The organism is Salinisphaera sp. SWV1, assembly GCF_052044155.1.
Lineage (GTDB): Bacteria > Pseudomonadota > Gammaproteobacteria > Nevskiales > Salinisphaeraceae > Salinisphaera.
On the sequence record NZ_JBQDYE010000053.1, the window covers coordinates 1 to 19,811 of the forward strand.

20 protein-coding genes are annotated in these 19,811 nt (G+C 62.1%); 14 read left to right on the top strand and 6 right to left on the bottom strand.

Annotation, left to right across the window (positions count from 1 at the left end; all coding sequences use genetic code 11):
* The first annotated feature begins 533 nt into the window (after window positions 1–533).
* Together ACS8YF_RS17920 and ACS8YF_RS17925 are read left to right on the top strand one after the other, a co-directional pair.
* On the top strand, window positions 534–1,190 hold the full coding sequence (locus ACS8YF_RS17920; RefSeq protein WP_440851480.1) for a PEP-CTERM sorting domain-containing protein: 657 nt from the start codon (window positions 534–536) through the stop codon (window positions 1,188–1,190).
* Window positions 1,191–1,758: 568 nt separating this feature from the next.
* Entirely contained in the window at window positions 1,759–1,968 is a 210-nt protein-coding gene (locus ACS8YF_RS17925) for a putative motility protein (protein WP_440851481.1), read from the top strand.
* Window positions 1,969–1,971: 3 nt separating this feature from the next.
* On the opposite strand, the gene ACS8YF_RS17930 is transcribed toward ACS8YF_RS17925, so the two are convergent.
* Window positions 1,972–2,937, bottom strand: a complete 966-nt coding sequence (locus ACS8YF_RS17930; protein WP_440851482.1) for an NAD(P)H-binding protein — start codon at window positions 2,935–2,937, stop codon at window positions 1,972–1,974.
* Between the two features lie 108 nt (window positions 2,938–3,045).
* Here ACS8YF_RS17930 and ACS8YF_RS17935 point away from each other — a divergent pair, with 108 nt between their 5' ends.
* From ACS8YF_RS17935 to ACS8YF_RS17965, 7 genes are all read left to right on the top strand, one after another.
* Entirely contained in the window at window positions 3,046–3,960 is a 915-nt protein-coding gene (locus ACS8YF_RS17935) for a LysR family transcriptional regulator (RefSeq protein WP_440851483.1), read from the top strand.
* Between the two features lie 18 nt (window positions 3,961–3,978).
* Complete coding sequence (locus ACS8YF_RS17940) at window positions 3,979–4,806, top strand: LysR substrate-binding domain-containing protein (protein WP_440851484.1); 828 nt, start codon at window positions 3,979–3,981, stop codon at window positions 4,804–4,806.
* A gap of 303 nt (window positions 4,807–5,109) precedes the next feature.
* Window positions 5,110–6,252 (top strand): branched-chain amino acid ABC transporter substrate-binding protein, encoded by a 1,143-nt coding sequence (locus tag ACS8YF_RS17945; protein WP_440851485.1) that lies wholly within the window; start codon window positions 5,110–5,112, stop codon window positions 6,250–6,252.
* Between the two features lie 33 nt (window positions 6,253–6,285).
* The gene (locus ACS8YF_RS17950) at window positions 6,286–7,191 is read left to right on the top strand and encodes a branched-chain amino acid ABC transporter permease (RefSeq protein ID WP_440851486.1); all 906 of its coding nucleotides are present in this window, start codon (window positions 6,286–6,288) and stop codon (window positions 7,189–7,191) included.
* Window positions 7,188–8,114 carry a branched-chain amino acid ABC transporter permease gene (locus ACS8YF_RS17955; protein WP_440851487.1) on the top strand — a complete coding sequence of 309 codons (927 nt, stop codon included), beginning with the start codon at window positions 7,188–7,190 and terminating at the stop codon, window positions 8,112–8,114. The genes ACS8YF_RS17950 and ACS8YF_RS17955 overlap by 4 nt, the downstream gene beginning before the upstream one ends.
* A complete protein-coding gene (locus ACS8YF_RS17960) occupies window positions 8,111–8,905 on the top strand; it encodes an ABC transporter ATP-binding protein (RefSeq protein WP_440851488.1) in 795 nt (264 codons plus the stop codon). The genes ACS8YF_RS17955 and ACS8YF_RS17960 overlap by 4 nt, the downstream gene beginning before the upstream one ends.
* Complete coding sequence (locus tag ACS8YF_RS17965; protein WP_440851489.1) at window positions 8,902–9,618, top strand: ABC transporter ATP-binding protein; 717 nt, start codon at window positions 8,902–8,904, stop codon at window positions 9,616–9,618. Before ACS8YF_RS17960 ends, ACS8YF_RS17965 begins: the two co-directional genes overlap by 4 nt.
* Window positions 9,619–9,823: 205 nt before the next feature.
* Here ACS8YF_RS17965 and ACS8YF_RS17970 read toward each other — a convergent pair whose 3' ends face one another.
* Window positions 9,824–11,092: a type II toxin-antitoxin system HipA family toxin gene (locus tag ACS8YF_RS17970; RefSeq protein WP_440851490.1), complete on the bottom strand. Its 1,269-nt coding sequence runs from the start codon at window positions 11,090–11,092 to the stop codon at window positions 9,824–9,826.
* Window positions 11,093–11,097: 5 nt separating this feature from the next.
* Window positions 11,098–11,514: a helix-turn-helix domain-containing protein gene (locus tag ACS8YF_RS17975; RefSeq protein ID WP_440851491.1), complete on the bottom strand. Its 417-nt coding sequence runs from the start codon at window positions 11,512–11,514 to the stop codon at window positions 11,098–11,100.
* 843 nt (window positions 11,515–12,357) lie between these two features.
* On the opposite strand from ACS8YF_RS17975, the gene ACS8YF_RS17980 reads away from it, so the two are divergent.
* The 5 genes from ACS8YF_RS17980 to ACS8YF_RS18000 all read left to right on the top strand — a co-directional run bounded on the left by ACS8YF_RS17980 (window position 12,358) and on the right by ACS8YF_RS18000 (window position 17,925).
* Complete coding sequence (locus tag ACS8YF_RS17980; RefSeq protein ID WP_440851499.1) at window positions 12,358–13,905, top strand: ABC transporter substrate-binding protein; 1,548 nt, start codon at window positions 12,358–12,360, stop codon at window positions 13,903–13,905.
* A 75-nt stretch (window positions 13,906–13,980) separates the two neighbouring features.
* Entirely contained in the window at window positions 13,981–14,991 is a 1,011-nt protein-coding gene (locus tag ACS8YF_RS17985; protein ID WP_440851492.1) for an ABC transporter permease subunit, read from the top strand.
* Window positions 14,992–14,995: 4 nt separating this feature from the next.
* The gene (locus tag ACS8YF_RS17990) at window positions 14,996–15,901 is read left to right on the top strand and encodes an ABC transporter permease subunit (protein ID WP_440851493.1); all 906 of its coding nucleotides are present in this window, start codon (window positions 14,996–14,998) and stop codon (window positions 15,899–15,901) included.
* A 9-nt stretch (window positions 15,902–15,910) separates the two neighbouring features.
* Window positions 15,911–16,918, top strand: a complete 1,008-nt coding sequence (locus ACS8YF_RS17995; protein WP_440851494.1) for an ABC transporter ATP-binding protein — start codon at window positions 15,911–15,913, stop codon at window positions 16,916–16,918.
* Window positions 16,915–17,925 carry a dipeptide ABC transporter ATP-binding protein gene (locus ACS8YF_RS18000; protein ID WP_440851495.1) on the top strand — a complete coding sequence of 337 codons (1,011 nt, stop codon included), beginning with the start codon at window positions 16,915–16,917 and terminating at the stop codon, window positions 17,923–17,925. Before ACS8YF_RS17995 ends, ACS8YF_RS18000 begins: the two co-directional genes overlap by 4 nt.
* A 292-nt stretch (window positions 17,926–18,217) precedes the next feature.
* Here ACS8YF_RS18000 and ACS8YF_RS18005 read toward each other — a convergent pair whose 3' ends face one another.
* The 3 genes from ACS8YF_RS18005 to ACS8YF_RS18015 all read right to left on the bottom strand — a co-directional run.
* Entirely contained in the window at window positions 18,218–18,946 is a 729-nt protein-coding gene (locus tag ACS8YF_RS18005; protein WP_440851496.1) for a gamma-glutamylcyclotransferase, read from the bottom strand.
* Window positions 18,943–19,398 carry a methyltransferase domain-containing protein gene (locus ACS8YF_RS18010; protein ID WP_440851497.1) on the bottom strand — a complete coding sequence of 152 codons (456 nt, stop codon included), beginning with the start codon at window positions 19,396–19,398 and terminating at the stop codon, window positions 18,943–18,945. Before ACS8YF_RS18010 ends, ACS8YF_RS18005 begins: the two co-directional genes overlap by 4 nt.
* A 76-nt stretch (window positions 19,399–19,474) precedes the next feature.
* On the bottom strand, window positions 19,475–19,811 hold a 337-nt coding region (locus ACS8YF_RS18015), incomplete at its 5' end, for a transposase domain-containing protein (RefSeq protein ID WP_440851498.1).

The window sequence follows — 19,811 nt, forward strand, 5'->3', positions numbered from 1 at the left end:
CCCCGATTTGGATATATTAATCCGGCATCAAAACAGCCGACTTCATCCGCTGTTTTCAACGCCTTCAAAAATAAATGCCGGCGCCTGTCCGTCTTTTATTTTCCGAGCCTTAGCGGCCAATGGCCACGTCGAGCATGCGGTCGCATACGCGCGCTATTAAATTGAGCGTTATCCAGGCCCGTTGCCTGTGCAGCGGTAGCGCTTATTGCACGCAAGCGTGAGTGACGTCGGCAGCCCAAAGTCAGACCGGTGATTGATGCCGCTTGGTGACCGGACTCGGGCCCTGCCCCGACCGCGCATACGACGGGATCTTGGCGATCGAGCGCCCCAGCCCTTGAAGTGTCAGATTTTCTTACATCATCGATGGTTATCAGACGGAGATGAAATTTAGCCCCATGTTTTTATTGCGTAAAATTTTCTGGATCGTAATTTGCTTATAAGGCATCTCTCTTAAGAAAAAACAGAGGATCGGCGCTTGCGCTAACCTCACCGACCCGGAGATTTCCATGACACCAAAACATTTCGGGCTTGCAGTGCTTGCGAGCCTGTCACTGCTGATTTCAGGGCCGGCGCTGGCCACTGTGACTTATCTGAATTTCAGTACGTCGGGCATCAGCGGGGCACTTGCGTTGACCTACGGCCCGGCGACCGATGCCTTGTTTTCGGATGGCCATGAAATCACCGCAATCTCCGGAACGTTTTCCGACGCCAATAACGGGCTCGATATCGCCAACGAGAACGTCACCTCGCTCGTCGCGGTCAACAATGCGACACCGGAGCCCACCAACCACCTCGCCCCCCATGATTTCAGTCGGTTTGCCGTTGCTTTCGGTTTATCGCCCAATAGCAACGGCTATCTCACGTATGACAACCTGATCTGGCCGGACGGCTCGCCCCAAACGGCTACCGACTATCCGTTTCACGGCGGTTTGCTGGATATCTACGGACTCTTGTTCAATCTGGGTAATGGCGACGTGGTGGGCTTGTGGAGTGACGGCATCGGATCGCCGGGCTCGAGCGGCAATGCGTTCTACGGCGTGGCGGTCGCCACCCAGACGCAGGCACTGGATTATGTTTCGCCCGGGGTGTCGGTACCGGAGCCCGGTTCACTTCCCATGTTCCTGGCCGCCTTGTGTCTTGTGCTGTGGGTGGGACGTCGGCGCCTTGGACTAAGCGTTCGCCTCGATTAGCGGATAATTCGAGCATCGAATACCGCGTTATTAACCCGGCACAAAAATGGATGATTCTTCGGCTTAATAGCGCGAGTATGCGACTGCATGCTCGCCGCGGCCATTGGCCGCGAAGCCTTTGAAAATAAAAGACGGACAGGCGCCGGCTTTTATTTTTGAAGGCGTGGAAAACAGCGGATGAAGTCAGCTGTTTTGATGCCGGATTAATAACCGAGTGTCCTGTCACGTGAGTTCGCGTCATGGATTTCGGGCAATCCTTATTGCCCGGCCCGGCGCGGTGACGCGAAACAAAGCGCACGAAACAGCCTGATTAATAGGCATTACAGAACACTCGGATCGCGCCGGTCGGCGTCGGGCCCGAGGCCGACGATGAGGCAACGCCGGCCATTTTCCGAGCCGGGCAGCACCTTGATCGCGAGACCGGTCCAGCGCCCGAGTCGCGGGCCCGGACGAGGACGCGGACCGGAACGGGTGGTACGGCGTGGTGCCTCATTACCGATTCAAGTCCATGCGATAGACGCCGATAACCTCCATCCGGCCATGGGTACTCGCAGGAAGAGGAGGCGTTATGAACGCAGGAAGCAGCGTGAATTCGGCCGTCAATACGGCGGTCGCGCTACAGCAACAAAACCAGAACCAGGACATACAGGCGAACCTGTTGCGCAAGTCGCTCGATAGTCAGTCGTCGCAGCTCAGCCAGCTGATGTCGTCGGTGGAAGCGCAGCCCGCGCCGGCCACGAGCGGCACGGTTGGTACGCAGATCAACACATACGCCTGAGCACTACAGCACGGACAACCCCTGCAAGGTCGCTCTCACGCTGTCGTCCAGCGGCGTCTGCGGCTCGGCGCCGAGAAACGCGGTCAGCGCGGTATTGTCGAGACGCGCATCGGTTTGCCAGTGAAAACGGATTTCGCGCATTTCACGCAGCGTCGCGTTGAACGGCGCCAGGAGCGACAACAAGCGCCAGGGAAAGCGCTTTACCGGCAGATGGAGCGCGCCGGCGGCGCGTTTGATGCTGGCGGTCATACCGTGACCGCCGCCATCGTAGTAGCCGGCAAAATGGTACCGCGCGGCCGGCTCCAACTCTTGCTCACGATCGGCGAACCGCGCGAAGGCCTCGCCCAGGTCGGGCAGGTAGGCCCAGCTGTGGCCGATACCCGGCCGCCCGGGATAGACAATTTTTCGCAGCGGCTTACGGGGCTTGACCAAAACCTGGGAAAACCAGCTGCTACCGGCACGCGGCCCGTAGAAGTCGCCGGCCCGAACAATCAGCGAGCGTACCCCATCCGCGGCGGCCGCGGCGAGATTGGCTTCCATCCGGGCCCGAATCCCGCCTTTTCTGGTCTGCGGGTTCTGGGGCGACGTCTCGTACAGCAGCGGCAGCGCATCCGCCCCGTAGTTGTAAATCGTGCCGGGAAGAAAGATACGCCCGCCCTGGGCATGAGCCGCCACGATGGTGTTATCCAACATGGGCATTACCTGGGTGTCCCAATGGCGATATCCCGGCGGATTGACGGCATGCACGATCACGCGGGCTCCGGCGGCTGCCTGTACCACCGCCTGCCGATTCAGCGCATCGCCCGCCACCGTTTCAAAGCCGTCGGCCCGCAACCGGACGGCCGCCGCACTGTCTGGGCGTCGAACCACGGCGCGCACCCGCCAGCCGTGCGCGAGCAGCGCTCGGCCAATGGCGCCGCCAACGCCACCGCCTGCACCCAATACCAGTGCCTGACCTGTTGTATTCATGAGCCGATCCGGAGAGATGAGGGAAGCTCACGATAGGCGCGGACAAGCTCGGTTAGAATTGGCAAACACCAACCAGCGGCCCGTCAATGATGAACGAGCCTTCTCAGCTTGAATGACACCGACTGGGAGCGCTATCGCGCGTTTCTCGCCGTCGTCGATACCGGCAGCCTGTCGGCGGCGGCGCGGGCGCTGAACGCGATGCAACCCACAGTGCGGCGCCGCATCGAGGCGCTGGAAAATGAGCTGGGCACCGCCCTGTTCACCCGCTCCCCGAGCGGGCTCGAACCGACCGCGATCGCCCTCGACTTGGTCGCCCCGGCACGCGCCATGGCCAACGCCGCGCGCGCCTTTTCGCGCACGGGCTCGGCCTCGGCCGATCAGATCTCGGGCGTGGTACGCGTGACCGCCAGTGAAGTGATGGGAGTTGAGGTGCTGCCCGCGCTGCTTACGTCACTCATGGCCGAACATCCCACGCTGACCATCGAACTCAGCCTGAGCAATGACAACGCCGATATGCTGCATCGCGAGGCCGACATCGCGATCCGGATGGTACGCCCGACCCAACACGCGCTCATCGCCAAACGCATCGGGCATATCACGGTTGGCTTGCACGCACGCCGGGATCTGATCGAACGCCGCGGCATGCCCGCCGACCTCGACGATCTACGCCGCTTCCCGTGGATTGGCTTCGACACCGAAACGGCGAGCATCCGCACGATGCGCGCCCTGGGGCTCACGGAACAACGACAGGACTTCGCCTACCGGACCGACAGTGACATGGCGCAGCTCGCGGCCATCCGAGCCGGCCTGGGGATCGGCGTGTGCCAGGCGCCCCTGGCTCGCCGCTTTCCCGATCTGGTGCGGATTCTTCCCGATCTGGTGAGCTACCCGCTCGAAACGTGGGTGGTCATGCACGAAGACCTGCGGCGCGTGCAACGCGTCCGCCTTGTATTCCGTCACCTGGCCCGCCACCTGAGCGCCTACATACGGCTGGATGAGCCGCCAGATGGGACCGGCCTGTAGCCGCGTGTCTGCCAACGCATGTCGCAAGACCCCAGGTTCGCGGGCGACCCGTTGCTGGTACGCGCGGGTCGCGGTCTGGTGCCGACGCCGTATGCCGCGGCAATACACGATCACGTGCATGAACTGACCCGCGGCGCCCGGGCAATGCTGCAACCGCGCAACGATCGTCTCGAGCTTGCTGCGCTGGAGCGTAATTTCACCCTGCGCGCCAACGAGGCTTTCGTGGCGTTCTTTTCCGTTCCCCTGATGCAGGCCGTTGACGCGGTAGCGCCGCACGTCCGCCTTTGCTTTACGCCCAAGCCGAACAAGGATGTGGCAGCGCTACGCGACGGCTCGATCGACCTGGAAATCGGCGTGGGAGACACAACCGCACCGGAGATGCGCGCTCGCTTGCTGTTTCACGACCGGTATGTCGGCGTCGTGCGAGCAGGCCATCCGCTGCTGGCGGAGCCGAACGTGACCCCCGAACGCTATGCAGCCTGCAAGCACGTGGCCGCCTCCCCACGCGGCGAGGTCGCCGCTTCCGTCGACGAGCCACTGGCGGCGCTTGGATTGCGGCGGGAGATCCATACCGTTGTTCCCGGTTTCCCGGACGCCATGCGGATCGCCCGTCACTCGGATTTGGTGGCGCTGGTCCCGCAATCGTGCCTCGGGAATGCGCTGGCCAGCGACCACGCCGCCAAGCTCGGGCTCCAACACTTCGACCTACCGGTCCCAACCCCGGAATTCACGATTGATGCCATGTGGCACCCGCGCATGGATGCCGACCCGGCACATGGCTGGCTGCGCGGGATTGTGTTCTCGGTGGTACAAGAAGCCTATCCGCGCCTTGCCGACAATGGCTGACGCCGAACTGCGCGCGCGGCTTGCGAACTTGAAAGGCTATCCCCTCATCCCGCTGCCCAATGTTGGGGTCCACCAACCCGCGGCCAGGTCTTGCCTCGCACACACCGCCAAGCCTGACGCCGAGTGTTCGATGCATCAAACCGCGCCATGCGGCGCGCCCGGCTCACGGGCGCCGATGACGTTTGTCGCAGGCTATCCACACCGTGCCGAAGGCCGGATAAGCCTCTGTATAATACACAATAACTGAAGCATCGATTGTATCTTCCTATATATTGAATATTCTAATAACGAGAGGGCACAACGATGCATAAAGGGATTCTGGCAACGGCAGCCGCCGTTGCGATGGGGGTGTCATCGCTGGCGATGGCAGCGGGTACAGTCACTTTCGGCGTACAGGCGCCGATCACGGGTAAATATGCCAATGAGGGTCAGGGCATAGAAAAAGCGGTCAAACTGCTGGCCAAGGAACAGAACGCCAAGGGCGGCCTGCTCGGCAAACAGATCAAAGTGCAGGTGTGTGATGACGAGGGCAAGGCCACCCAGGCCGCGCTATGCGGACGCCGTCTGACCAACGCCGGGGTGTTCGCGGTCATCGGCAGCTATACCTCGGGTGCGGCCTCCGCGGCGCAGCCGATCTACGCCCGCGCCAATGTCATCCAGACCAGCGACGGCACCGCCGACGAACTGACCCAGCGCGGCTTCAAGACCTTCTTCCGCAATGCGCCGCCGAACAGCGCCGAGGCCAAGTTCACCGGCAAGTATCTGGTCGATCACAAGCACTACAAGCGGATCGCGGTGATCTCCGACCATTCGAGCTTCTCGAAGGGTCTGGGCGACGCCGTGGCCGAGGCGATCAAGAGCGACGGCGGCCACGTACTCACCCGCGCCTATATCAACTCCGGCTCGCAGGATTTCACCTCGGTACTCACCGATATCAAATCCAAGAACCCGGACGTCATCTACTTCTCGGGCTACTACTCCGACGGCGGCCTGCTGCGCTCGCAGGAAAAGCAGCTCGGTATGAACGTGCCCTTCGTCGGCGGTGACGCCAACCAGAATGTGGCGTTTGCGAAAATCGCCGGCGACGCCGCCCAGGGCTCGATCATCGTCAACGTGCCGGCCCCGGAGAATCTGCCCTACAAGGCAGCCAAGGAGTTCCTCGCCGCCTACCAGAAAGCCTATGGCGAGGCCCCGCCCAGCATCTTTACCCTGACCAACGCCGACGGCATGCGCGTAGTGATGAAGGCGGTCGAGGAAACCCACAGCCTCAACCCCAACAAGGTCGAAGCCTACCTGCACCAAAAGGTCGACAAGTTCCCGGGCATCACCGGCCCGATCAGCTTCTCGTCCAAGGGTGAACGTATCGGCAGCGCGTTCCAGGCCTTCGAAGTGCAGGCCGACGGCAGCTACAAGACGGTCTACCCGACCTCCGCATCGGCCAGCTGATCGACGCCTGGCTCACCACAGGGGACGCACCACATGAGCGAGTTTTGCCAGCAATTGGTGAACGGCCTGACCGTCGGCGGTATTTATGCCCTGATCGCGCTGGGCTATACGATGGTCTACGGCATTCTGAAGCTGATTAACTTCGCACATGGGGACTTGTGCGTACTCGGCGCCTTCATCGGTCTGACCGTGATCTCCAGCCTCGGGGGCGCCGCCGGCTCCCCCGCGGTCTGGGTGGTCGGGCTGGCCTTCGTGGGGGCGGTGGTGGCGGTATCCTGCGCCGGGGTGTTGCTGGAGTTCACCGCCTACCGGCCGCTGCGCAGCGCGCACCGGCTGTCGGCGGTGGTCTCGGCGCTCGGCGCCTCGATGATGCTCGAAAACGGCATGATGCTGATCTGGAGCCCCCAGACCCTGGTGTTTCCGCAGGGCTCCCTGCCGAGCATCAGCTGGAACATCCACGGCGTGGAGGTGACCTTCACCCAGCTGCTCATTATCGTCGTGTCGCTGGCGCTGATGGGCGCCCTGTATCTCTACGTCAACCGCACCCGCTTCGGCACCGCGATTCGTGCGGCGGCCATCGACCAGGATGCCGCGCGCCTGATGGGCATTAACGTCAACCGGGTGATCGTGAGCGTGTTCATCCTCGGGCCCGCGCTGGGCGCGATCGGCGGGCTGTTCATCGGCCTGTACTATCGCCAGGCGGTGTTCAACATGGGCTGGATCTACGGCCTGAACGCCTTCATCGCCGCCATCATCGGCGGTATCGGCAACATCCCGGGCGCCATGCTCGGGGGCCTGCTGCTCGGTCTGTTCAACGCCCTGGCCGCCGGCTACATCTCGAGCACCTGGCAAGAGGCCATTACCTTCGGTCTTTTGATCGCGATTCTGCTCGTCCGGCCCACCGGTATTCTCGGCGAACGCGTGGCGGAGAAGGTATGAACACAAAAATATTTCGCTGGCTCGGACCGCTCGTCTGGGTCGCCGGGCTGGCCGTGCCCTTCGTTCTCGGCGCCAACTGGATCAGCATCCTCGCCATTTTCGCCATTTATGCGGTGGTGGCCCTGAGCCAGGACATCGTGCTCGGCCGCGCCGGGATGTTCGACATGGGCCATGCCGTGTATTTCGGCATCGGCGCCTATGTCACCGCCATCCTGAACACGGTCTACGGCGTGCCGGTGCTCTGGAGCATGATTCCGGCCATTATCACCGCGGCGCTGGTCGGCGGCCTGCTCGCGGCACCGATCGTCAAGTTGCGCGGCGACTATCTGCTGGTGGCCACCATAGGCATCAGCCAGATCTTTCATCTGGTGATGGTCAATAATGTCGGCGGCGTCACCGGCGGCCCGGACGGCATCTTCGGCATCGGCGTGCCGAGCCTGTTCGGCCACGCCATTATGTCCCAGGGCGGCAACTTCCTGGTCGACTGGGTGCTGCTGGGGCTGGTGCTGCTGCTGATGAACAACCTCGAGCACAGCCGCCTCGGCCGCGTCTTTCGCTATCTCAAGGAAGACGAGCTGGCGGCCACCACGCTGGGCGTGAACGCCCGCTACTACAAAATTCTCGCCTTCGCCCTGGGGGCCGGGGTCGCCGGCGCCGCCGGCACCCTGTTCGCCAGCCAGCTGGCGGTGGTTTCGCCGGGCGCCTTCGTGTTCACCGAGTCCGTCACCCTGTTCGCGATCGTCCTGGTCGGCGGTCAGGCCTCGATTCCCGGCGTGCTGCTCGGCACCGTGCTCATGTTCGTCGTGCCCCAGGTATTTCGCGAACTCGCCCAGTACCGCTACTTCGTCTTCGGCATTGGCATGATCGTGGTGATGGTGATCCGTCCCCAGGGTATTTGGCCCCGACGCAGGCGCATGGAATGACTGACAGCAACGCACTACTCACGCTCGACAACGTGGGCATCAGCTTCGGTGGCCTGCGCGCCGTGGACGCGCTCGATTTCAGCGTGCACAAGGGCCAGATCGTCGGCCTGATCGGGCCCAACGGCGCCGGCAAGACCACGGTATTCAACATCATCACCGGGGTGTACAAACCCACCGACGGCGAGGTGCGCTGGAAGGGTGAGCGCATCAGCGGTCTGCCGCCGTATCGCGTCGCCCACTGCGGCATTTTGCGCACCTTTCAGACCATCCGCCTGTTCAGCGGCATGAGCGTGCTGGAGAATGTGCTGGCCGGCCAGCACATGCGCACCCGGCAGAGTTGGCTGTCCAGCCTGCTCGCCACACCCGGCCAGCGGCGCGAAGAACGCGCCCTGCGGGAAAACTGCATGGAAATCATCGAGCGCCTGGATCTGACCGATGTGGCCCACGAGCTGGCCACGTCCCTGCCCTACGGCATCCAGCGCCGGGTGGAGATGGCGCGTACCCTGGCCGCCAGTCCGGAACTGCTCATCCTCGACGAGCCGGCCGCCGGCCTAAACGACCAGGAATCGGCCGAGCTCAACGACACCATTCTCGGCATTCGCGACGCCGGCATCACCGTGCTGCTGGTGGAACACGACATGAACGTGGTGATGAAGGTCACCGACAACATCGTGGTGATCAACTTCGGCAAGAAAATCGCCGAAGGCGATCCCGCCTCGGTGCGCAACAACCCGCAAGTAATCGAAGCCTACCTGGGCGCCGACGACGACGATGACGAGGCGGCCGCATGAGCGATCTTCTGACGGTATCCGACCTCCACGTCAACTACGGCCAGATCGAGGCCCTGAAGGGCGTCTCGCTGCGGGTCGCCGAGGGCGAGGTGGTGGCCATTCTCGGCTCCAACGGCGCGGGCAAGACCACGCTGATGCGTTCGCTCAGCGGTCTGCTGCGCCCGAAGTCGGGCTCCATCGTCTATCGCGACGAGGAACTGGTGGGCGTGCGCGCTGATCTGATCGTCGGCAAGGGCATCGCCCAGTCGCCGGAAGGCCGGCGCGTGTTCGGCACCCTCACGGTCGAGGAGAACCTCGGGCTCGGCGCCTACACCCGGCCGCCGGCGGAAGTCGGCACTACCCGTGCCGAGGTCTACCGCATGTTTCCCAAGCTGGAGGAGCGGCGCGCGCAACTGGCCGGCACCCTGTCCGGCGGCGAACAGCAAATGCTGGCCATCGGCCGGGCGCTGATGGCCAAACCGCGCCTGTTGCTGCTGGACGAGCCGAGCCTCGGCCTGGCGCCACTCATCGTCAAGGGCATTTTCGCCGCGCTGCGCGAGATCGCCAACTCGGGAGTCACCGTGCTGGTGGTGGAGCAGAACGCGCGCATCGCGCTCAAGCTCGCCGACCGTGGCTATGTGCTGGAGGTCGGCCGCATGGTCCACGAAGACAAGGCCTCGGCCCTACTGGCCTCGCCGGAAGTGCAGGAAGCCTATCTCGGCAAAAGCGCATGACTTGTCCGCCGCGGGCCGACGGCTCGGCCCGACCCGCGGCGGACGACGCCTTTTAAGGTCAGACATCGAATGGCCATGTGACGCATCAGACAAGATCTGCCCCGGACGTATAACGGCACGGTGAAAAGCTGCTGTTTTCTATCCTGACTCAGGCGTTCGGTTCGCCGTCGAAGCGTTCAAGCCGAAGTGAGTGTTGCAGACCTCATCACCCGGCTGGGCCACGCAATTGACCGAGAAGACGTGTTGTACAGCGCGCGATCTCATCGACGATGAGATCGATGACCGTTGATTCATAAGGCATCTGATCACGGGTCCACCGGGCCTGCTCCGGCAGCTGTTCGGCCATATCGCCCAACCATCCCCGAATCTGTTCTGCCGACAGACCCAGTGCCTTGCCATCGGCCACGAAATGTTCCGGACGGATATTGTGCTGAACCTTTTTGCCGCGAACTGCCATAGCCATCTTCCGATCATTCCATCGCAGAAAATATGGGTAGACACTGTTGATGTCGTACAGCGGCGCGAGCGCGAGTTGCGGCCCTGTCACATGCCAGATCGAGTAGTTCTTGGCGTGGGCGTCTGTACCGCATATAAGCACATTGAACATCACCGCCCGCATGAACTGTTCGAGGTCCGCGGCAGGATCGGTCGCGTTGTCACGTAGGAGTTCGCCGATAGCCCGAATGCCGGGGCCGCCGTTCTCCTCGTATTTCTGGCTCGGGGCATACCCCAGCGCCTGGCACATATCCTCGATATGGATGCGACGCGTCTCAGGCCCGGCATCGGTCATTCGATCGAATCGCTCGACCACGATTGCCTGCTCCGCGCCCATTCGCTCGACCCATGACTCCGGCGCAGCGAGGCCGACCTCACGCGCGAGCTGCAAACAGAAATGCTCGTTGAGCGGCTGGTCATCAAGATCACGCATCGCCGGCTTGACGATATGCGTGCTCGGCTCGTCGCCGACGGGCATGTACCACTGGCCGTCGCGATAAACGAAGGCAGTTTTCGGCTGGGCGCCGGCCAATGAAAAATAGCCGGGATTTCGACCGAAAATCTCTGGTGTCCGACCACGCCTGAGTCCATCGACGACTTCGGCCATTTCCGCTTCATCGAGCGGACCCAAACCTCGCCCCAGGTCGGACGTTCCAAAACTCACCGCACCCGGACAATCCTCACCAATGGCCTCGAGTAAGGCGAGCGGATCGGCCTCGGGTACATCAAAATGTGCCGCGTATCGGCGCAGAACCTCTCTATCATCGGGGAGCAATCCCCACATGAAGTTGCTCACGATCGACTCGCCGCGCGAATCGCGGTGCACAGCCGCGGTCATCGGCATGGAAAGCGACAGCGGATGGTTGGCCTCGTCCGCAAGATATGTTTTGTCGTACTCGAATTCGAACCGGGCGCCGGTCAGCCGGGTGACCGCACCGATCCGGATTTCATTCAAGAAGATCTCGACCGTTTGTTCCATGCCGGCTACTTCTTGCCGCTCTTCTGGAAACGCGCACGAAGCGATTGCACTGACGGTGCTTGCGCGCTTCCACGAGCGATGCCCCCCGATGCCGGAGAGGGGGCGTCACGCCGAGACGAGTCCAGTCCGCCAGAAGCCGTGCGTCGAACCGTGCTGGCGCGATCCAATTGGGCTGGACTAGCATTCGGGCGCGGAACAGGCTTAGGCTCGGCGCTTTGCCGATGAAGGTCCAGCGTCACATCAAGCGCCCGCAGCACCGCCATGAGCTTGCCGAACTCAGGGTTGCCTTTCCCCTTCTCAACGCCCGATAACCAGGACTGCAGTGTCCCGGATGCGTCTGCAAGTTGCTTCTGTGTCCACTTGCGCTGGCGGCGCTGGTCACGAATGAAGGCGCCAAGCTGTTTCAGCGTCGTGACTTTCATGTCGAGAAACACCTCAGCATTTATTCGTTTTAATGATAATAGAATAATATCATTAAAATGATATTGTTAGGCTTTATTCGGTCTGGTGATATTACAGCCATATCATTCAGCTGATATGTTGGCGTCTCGGCAGCCTTAAAATACTCGGCTTTACAAATGGTTATGGATCGCGAGCCACGCCATCCAAGAACCAAGATCGGCTGGGCCCTCGATCGCGCCGGCCAGTCCAGTCCAGGTGTCGACTGTATCTCGCAGCCGGGACTGCGAATGCAGCTGCATCGCTTGCGGCCAACCGGTCATCGTCCAGAAGGGCGACGTTTATCAGTGGCATTTCCATCACGCTGTCGAAACCAACGGCACCGACGAGTCGATCCTGCATCGCGTTGGCAAGCCGTGTCTCATTGATGCGGCAGGCGCCGATGCCTGGTTCGCCAATCGCCGAACGCATCATCGACCGGCCAAAGCAGTTGACGTCGGATATCTGGCACCGGGTGCGGGCCCTCTTGAGGGGCACCCAGCAAATCAGGGCCGTTAATTTCTACGCCTAATCGGTGAATCCGAAACAGTCAAGGGGGTGATAACGTTATCGCTCATTGCCAATACTGGGCGCCATACCGTAGATGAAGCCCACGGTTCGGAAATCTGCTGCAGACTGGCGCGGCTTTTGCTGGGACAGTTCGACCAAGCGTGATCGCCATTCGACAGTCTGTGCTGCCAAGCAAGCACGGCAAGGGGGATAAGTTGAAATTCAAGGCATATTTGTCAAAAGCCGCGCCTGTCGGCAGTCGCGGCCATGCCCGGTTCGGGCTGGTGCTGCTACTGGCCGCGCTGTCGCTCACGCAGATGGCGGTCGCGAGTGCGGCCAACGGCACGCTCGTCTACTGTTCCGAAGGCAGCCCGTCGGGCTTCAATCCGGAGCTGTATACCGATAGCACGACCTTCGATGCCACCCACCCCATTTACGACAAGCTGGTCGAGTTCAAGCTGGGCACCACGAAGATCGAGCCGGCGCTGGCCAAGTCCTGGACGGTCTCCAAGAACGGACTGGTCTACACCTTCCACCTGCGCCACGGCGTCAAATTCCAGACCACGCCCTGGTTCAAGCCGACGCGCGATTTCGACGCCGACGATGTGGTGTTTTCCTTCGATCGCCAGTGGAAGAAGAATAACCCCTACTACAAGGTCAACGGCGGCACCTATAACTACTTCCAGTCGATGGGCTTTTCCAAGCTGCTGAAGTCCATCACGAAGGTGAACAAGTACACGGTCAGGTTCACCCTCAACAAGCCCAACGCCGCTTTTCTGGCGGACATGGCGATGAACTTCTCGGCGATTCTGTCCAAGCAGTACGCCGATCAGCTGCTCAAGTCCGGCCACCCGGACCAGATGAACCTCAAGCCGGTCGGCACCGGGCCGTTCCAGCTTCTGCATTATCAGAAGGACGCCGTCATTCGCTACAAGCGCAACCCGGATTACTGGGGCAATAAGCCGTCGCTTGCGAACCTGATCTATGTGATCACGCCCGATGCGTCGGTGCGGTTGGAGAAACTCAAGGCCGGCGAATGCCAGGTCATGGTCTATCCGAATCCGTCGGATATCGCTTCGCTGAAAAAGAATCCACAGATCACGATGAAGTCCCAGCCCGGGCTGAACATCGGCTATCTGGCCTTCAATACCGAGAAAAAGCCGTTCAACAAGGTCAAGGTCCGGCAGGCACTGGCCTATGCGGTCAACAAGAAGGCAATCATCAACGCTATTTTCCATGGGCATGCGCAGGTCGCCTCGAATCCGATCCCGCCGACCATGCTCGGCTACAACAAGAACGTGACCGGCTACAAATACGATCCGGCCAAGGCCAAGAAGCTGCTCAAGGAGGCTGGCTACCCGAACGGTTTCAGCACCGATATTTGGGCGATGCCGGTGGCGCGTCCGTACAACCCGAACGCCCGTCGCATGGCCGAGATGGTCCAGGCCGACTGGGCCAAGGTCGGGGTCAAGGCCAAGATCGTGACCTACGAATGGGGTGAGTACCTAAAGCGCACTGCGCAGGGCGACCACCAGACCGCGTTCATGGGCTGGACCGGCGACAATGGCGACCCGGACAACTTCCTCTACACGCTGCTGGCCTGCCCCGGTGTGCATACCGGCAACAATATCGCGCGCTGGTGCAACAAGAAGTACACCAAACTGGTGACCGAAGCCCAGCAAACCACGGATAACGCCAAGCGCGCCAAGCTGTACCAGCAGGCCATCAAGGTTTTCAAGCAGCAGGCGCCGTGGATCACCATCGATCACTCCACCGTGTTCGTGCCGATGCGCAAGGAAGTGCACGGCTATGTGATGGATCCGCTGGGCGAGCACTACTTCCGCGAAGTCAGTATCCAGAAGTAGCGCAGCCGCCGTGTTGTCGCCGCTCGTGCCCCGCCATTCGGCGGGGCACTGTTTTTTTCTCGAACCCACGTTTTTATGCTGAGATTCACCCTGCGCCGGCTTGCCTTGGTGATCCCGACCTTCTTCGGGATTACCCTGATCGCCTTCGGACTGGTACGTCTGGTGCCGGGTGATCCGATCCAGGTCATGGCCGGCCAGCACAATCTGACCCCGGCCGAGCACTCACGGCTGATGCACGAATATGGCTTTGATCAGCCGGAGTGGAAGCAGTATCTGCATTTCCTCGACCGGCTGTCCCACGGTGACCTGGGCAAGTCGTTGACGACCCGCGAGCCGGTGGTCAGCGCGTTTCTGACCCGTTTCCCGGCCACCTTCGAACTGTCGTTCTTCGCCATGCTGTTCGCGCTCGTGGTCGGTTTGCCGGCGGGGGTGCTCGCGGCGGTCAAACGCGGCTCCATATTCGACCACGGGGTCATGGGCATATCCCTGACCGGCTATTCGATGCCCATTTTCTGGTGGGGGCTGTTGCTGATCGTGTTCTTTTCCGGTTTTCTCGGCTGGACGCCGGTGTCCGGGCGGATCGATGTGGCTTACTACATCAAGCCGATCACCGGGTTGATGCTGGTCGATACCCTGCTGGAGGGCAATATCCCGGCATTCTGGTCGGCGCTGGATCACTTGATTCTGCCGGCGATCGTGCTCGGCACCATTCCATTGGCGGTGATCGCGCGCCAGACGCGCTCGGCCATGCTCGAGGTGCTCGGTGAAGACTATGTGCGCACCGCCCGCGCCAAAGGGTTGTCGCCGATGCGGGTGATCTGCGTGCATGCACTGCGCAACGCCTTGATCCCGGTGGTCACGGTCACCGGCCTGCAGGTCGGGCTCCTGTTCTCCGGCGCGATCCTGACCGAGACCATCTTCTCCTGGCCGGGCGTGGGCAAATGGCTGGTGGACGCCGTCTATCAGCGGGATTATCCGACCGTACAGGGCGGTGTCTTGATCATCGCCTCGTTGATCATGCTGGTGAACCTGGCCGTCGATTTGATCTATGGTCTGATCAATCCGCGCATTCGGTACAAGCGTTAGCGTCATGAACAGTCAAACCGTTGCCATCACCCGGCCGGCCACCAAACCGCCGCATCCGCTGCGCGAGACCTGGCACTACTTTGCCGAAAATCGCGGCGCGCTGGCCGGACTCGTCATCATCGTCGTCATCTGCCTGATCGCGATCTTCGCCGGCGTGCTGGCGCCGCACGGCCCGGACGCGCAGCACAACAACGCACTGTTGCAACCGCCGGTATGGATGCACGGCGGCAGCTGGTCGTTTCCGCTGGGCACCGATGCCGTGGGCCGCGACATCATGTCGCGCATCTTCTACGGCGCGCGCTACTCGCTGCTGATCGGGCTGATCGTAGTGACCCTGTCGCTCTCGGTCGGCACCCTCCTGGGCCTGATTGCCGCCTTCGCGGGCGGTGTAATCGAAGGCCTGATCATGCGGCTGATGGATATCATGCTGGCTGTGCCCAGTCTGTTGCTGGCCATCGTCATCGTCGCCATTCTCGGGCCGGACCTGTTCAACGCCATGTTCGCCATCGCGCTGGTCTATCTGCCGCAGTTCACGCGCCTGTCCCGGGCCTCGGCGATCACCGAACTGTCGCGCGAATACGTCACCGCCTCGCGTCTGGCCGGTGCCGGGCCGATCCGGTTGATGTTGATTACGGTACTGCCCAACTGCATGGCGCCGCTGATCGTGCAGGGCACGCTCGGCTTTTCCTCGGCGATCCTGGATGCCGCCGCACTGGGTTTTCTGGGGCTGGGCGCCCAGCCGCCGCTGCCGGAATGGGGCACGATGCTGGCCAACGCGCGCGAGTTCGTACTCAGCGCCTGGTGGGCGGTGACCTTTCCGGGGCTGGCCATCCTGATCACCGTGCTGGCCTTCAACGTCATGGGCGACGGCCTGCGCGACGCCCTCGACCCCAAGATGAAGCGGAGTTGAGTTTCTGCTATGCCATTGCTCGAAATCCACAACCTACAAGTCGAGTTCCAGACCTCGCAAGGCGCGCTGCGGGCGTTGGAAGGCATCGACATGAGCGTGGACGCCGGCGAGATTCTCGGCGTGGTGGGCGAATCCGGCTCCGGCAAGAGCGTGACCATGCTCGCGGTCATGGGGCTTCTGCCCTGGACCGCGCGCATCACCGCCGACCGGTTGACCTTCGACGGCCGCGACTTGCTGAGCCTGACGCCGAAGGCACGCCGTCGCCTGATCGGCTCGGATATCGCCATGATCTTCCAGGAGCCGATGACCAGCCTGAACCCGTCGTTCACGGTCGGCTTCCAGATCATGGAGGCGCTCGCCACGCATCGCGGCGGCAGCCGCCGGCAACGCCGGGAACGCACCATCGAGCTGTTCCGCCAGGTCGGCATCCCGGCTCCGGCGGATCGGCTCAAGGCGTTCCCGCACCAGCTATCGGGCGGCATGAACCAGCGCGTGATGATCGCCATGGCCATCGCCTGCAATCCGCGTCTTTTGATCGCCGACGAGCCAACCACGGCGCTGGATGTGACCATCCAGGCGCAAATTCTGGATTTGCTGGTGAGCCTGCAGCGCGATCACGGCATGGGCCTGGTACTGATCACCCATGACATGGGGGTGGTCGCCGAAACCGCCGAGCGTGTGTGTGTAATGTATGCGGGTCAGCAGGCCGAGGAACGCCCGGCCGCCAGCCTGTTCGACAATCCGCGTCACCCCTATACGGCAGCGCTGCTGGATGCGTTGCCCGAGCGCAGCCGCGGTGATCGATTGCCCACGATTCCTGGCGTGGTGCCGGGGCTGGCCGACCGCCCGACCGGCTGTGTGTTCGAGCCACGCTGCCGGTTTGCCGAGGATTACTGCCGCGCCCGACGGCCGGCTTTCGATCCCGACCGCGACGGGCGTGTTCGCTGCCATTTTCCGCTCGACGACGGCCAGCCCACCGACGGCCCGGAGCCGGCCAGACAGGCGATCGAGACATGAGCGAGCAACCGGTACTCAAGGCCACTGACCTGACCCGCCATTATGACGTCGGCGGCATGGGCCGCCGGGCCAAGGTGCAAGCGCTGACCGATGTCAGCTTCTCTCTGTCTGCGGGGCAGACCCTGGCCGTGGTTGGCGAATCCGGCTGCGGCAAGTCGACCCTGGCGCGCTTGGTGGCCTTGATCGAGACCGCCGATCACGGCGACCTGGAGATCGCTGGCGAGAATGCCGCCGCTGCTTCGCGCGCGACCCGAAAACGCCTGCGCCAGAGTGTGCAAATGGTCTTTCAGGACCCCTACGGCTCGCTCAATCCGCGCAAGAAGATCGGCAGCATTCTCGAAGAGCCGCTGGTCATCAACACGCGCTTGAAGCGATCCGGGCGCCGCGAGAAGGCGCTCGCGATCATGCAGAAGGTCGGTCTGCGCCCAGAGCACTACGACCGCTATCCACATATGTTCTCGGGTGGCCAGCGCCAGCGCGTGGCCATCGCCCGGGCGCTGATGCTCAATCCGCTTATCGTGGTTGCTGACGAGCCGGTGTCCGCACTCGACGTGTCCATCCAGGCCCAGGTGCTGAACCTGTTCGCCGATCTGCAGGACGAACTGCAGCTGGCCTATCTGTTCATCGCCCACGATCTGAGTGTGGTGCATCACTTCGCCGATGAAATCATGGTGATGTATCTAGGCCGTGCGGTCGAGAAAGGGCCGTCGGCGCAGGTGTTCGAGGCGCCGGCGCATCCCTACACCATGGCGTTGCTGGGCAGCACGCCAGCGGTCGATCCGGCGCGGCGCGGCAAGCGGGTCGCTGTTTCCGGTGAACCGCCGTCGCCGATGAACCCACCGCCGGGCTGTGCGTTTCATTTGCGCTGCCCCTATGCAACCGATGTATGCAGGCAGGACAGACCCGCGCTCCGCCGGTTCAACAAGCGCCTGGTGGCCTGTCATCACGCCGAGGCGATCGCTGCCGACAAACAACCGTCGGCCCGGCCGGCGGTCGCCGAAAGCTAGATGTAATCTTGCCGACGCAGCACCAAGGGACTCATACGACGTCTTGGGGTTGATAGGGCATCTGGTGTTTGCGCACCCCATAAGCGAGATCAGACACTAGACCATATGGATTGCATCGCAATCCATGATGCCCTTGGGATAGGCCGAAATCGGCGCCACAAAAGTCTTTTTGGCACAGATGCTTGCGATGCAATTCATACCAGGAGTCAAGTCTATACACACGCCGCTTGTTTCTTAGTCACATTTAGATAATGAGTAGACTTGACCCTTACAGCTTCACGCCGGACGGCGGTTAATTGCCGGTGTTACGCGCGGCAACCGCCGCATTCACCCGAGCACGCAGCGAGCGCAGCCGCTGATCGTGGATGCCCTGCTCGTCGAGATGAGCCACGGTGCTGTTCAGATATTCCGCGGCCGAACCGATCATGCCGTGGCCGGTGGCCAGCATATCGATCACCGTCGAGTCTTTCAGCCGCCCGCAAAAGCTGTGGTGTGCGGTGTTGGCCACGAAGGTCATGGCCGGCAGCGACGCGCCACCACGATCGTACAGCGTGACCCAACGCGGCGTGTAAACCCCCGTGAGCATCTCGCGCCGCCAGATCATCAGCAGCTCGTGCTCCAGATCGTCCGGCGGCAGCCGCAGCGCCATGCCCCGGCAGGAACCGCCCGGCACCAGGCCGAGCATCAACCCCGGCGCTTCCGCCGAACCGCGACCATGCGTCAGCCGGATGCGGAAATCGCGATGGAAACCATAAAGCAAAACGTCGAGCCATTCCGCGACCGGCACGCACGGGTTCCATAGCAGCGATCCATAGCCGAAGACCCATACACCCGTGTCGAGATCGGCGGCGGGCGGCCGCTGCGCCAGCATCGCCTGAATCGAGTCCTGCATCTGCTTGTCGCTGATCATCGCGACATCCGGATGCGCCGTGGCCAGCGCTTGGCGTAATTCGTCCCGTTCGAGCACCTCGCGGGTAATCCCGTTGGGCAGCGGACGATGGCGCGGGTCGGATCGTGTCATGCGGTCATTATTACGCCGACCGGGGGCGGCTGGCTAAAAAGCGTGAGGCAAGCCAATGCAAATTGGCCCGGTCCATATTGCCCGTTCAGCGAACCCCGCCAGGCAAAGGACGGTCGCTCGCAGCGAAAACCGTGGTCTGTCCCCACGATCACGGCGTTGGCCAGTATCAAATCGGACGGTACGTCGGGCCTCCACTCATCGATATCGATCGCCTGGAAATCGATCGCCGGCAACCGCCTTCGTGCGGCCGCGATCATATCGGCCGAACTGTCGATACCGTAGATCGACGCCTGCGGATATCGCTGTCGAAGCAACCCCGTCGAATTGCCGGAGCCACAGCCAATATCGACCGCCCGGTTAACTCCGGCCTCCGGCAAGTGCGACAACAGATCGACGACCGGCCGATTCCGCTCTGTTTCGAACTGCGAATACTGATGCGCGGACCAGCTCACGTGAGACACCCACCGTAAATCGTCATCGGCGCGACCTGGGGCGCGTCAACGAAACGTAAGCGATCCACAAACCCCATCATTCACAGGCGGCCAGGTTCATGGCTAAATCCTGTGCATGCAGGTTCCACGGCAACAAAGCTTCCAGTTCGTCCACCGTGGTGGCCATGGGCAGGCGTTCCAGCACAAAGCGCAGCCAGGCATACGGCTCGTGGCCATTGGCTTTGGCCGTCTCGATCAACGAGTAAATGACGGCGCTGGCATGGGCGCCGGCCGGTGTGTCCGAGAAAATCCAGCCTTTGCGACCGACCACAAAGGGCCGGATGGCGTTCTCGCACAGGTTGTTGTCGATCGGCAGGTCGCCCCGTTCGGTATAGCGCACGAGTTTCGGCCAGACGTTGTGCAGGTAGGTCAAG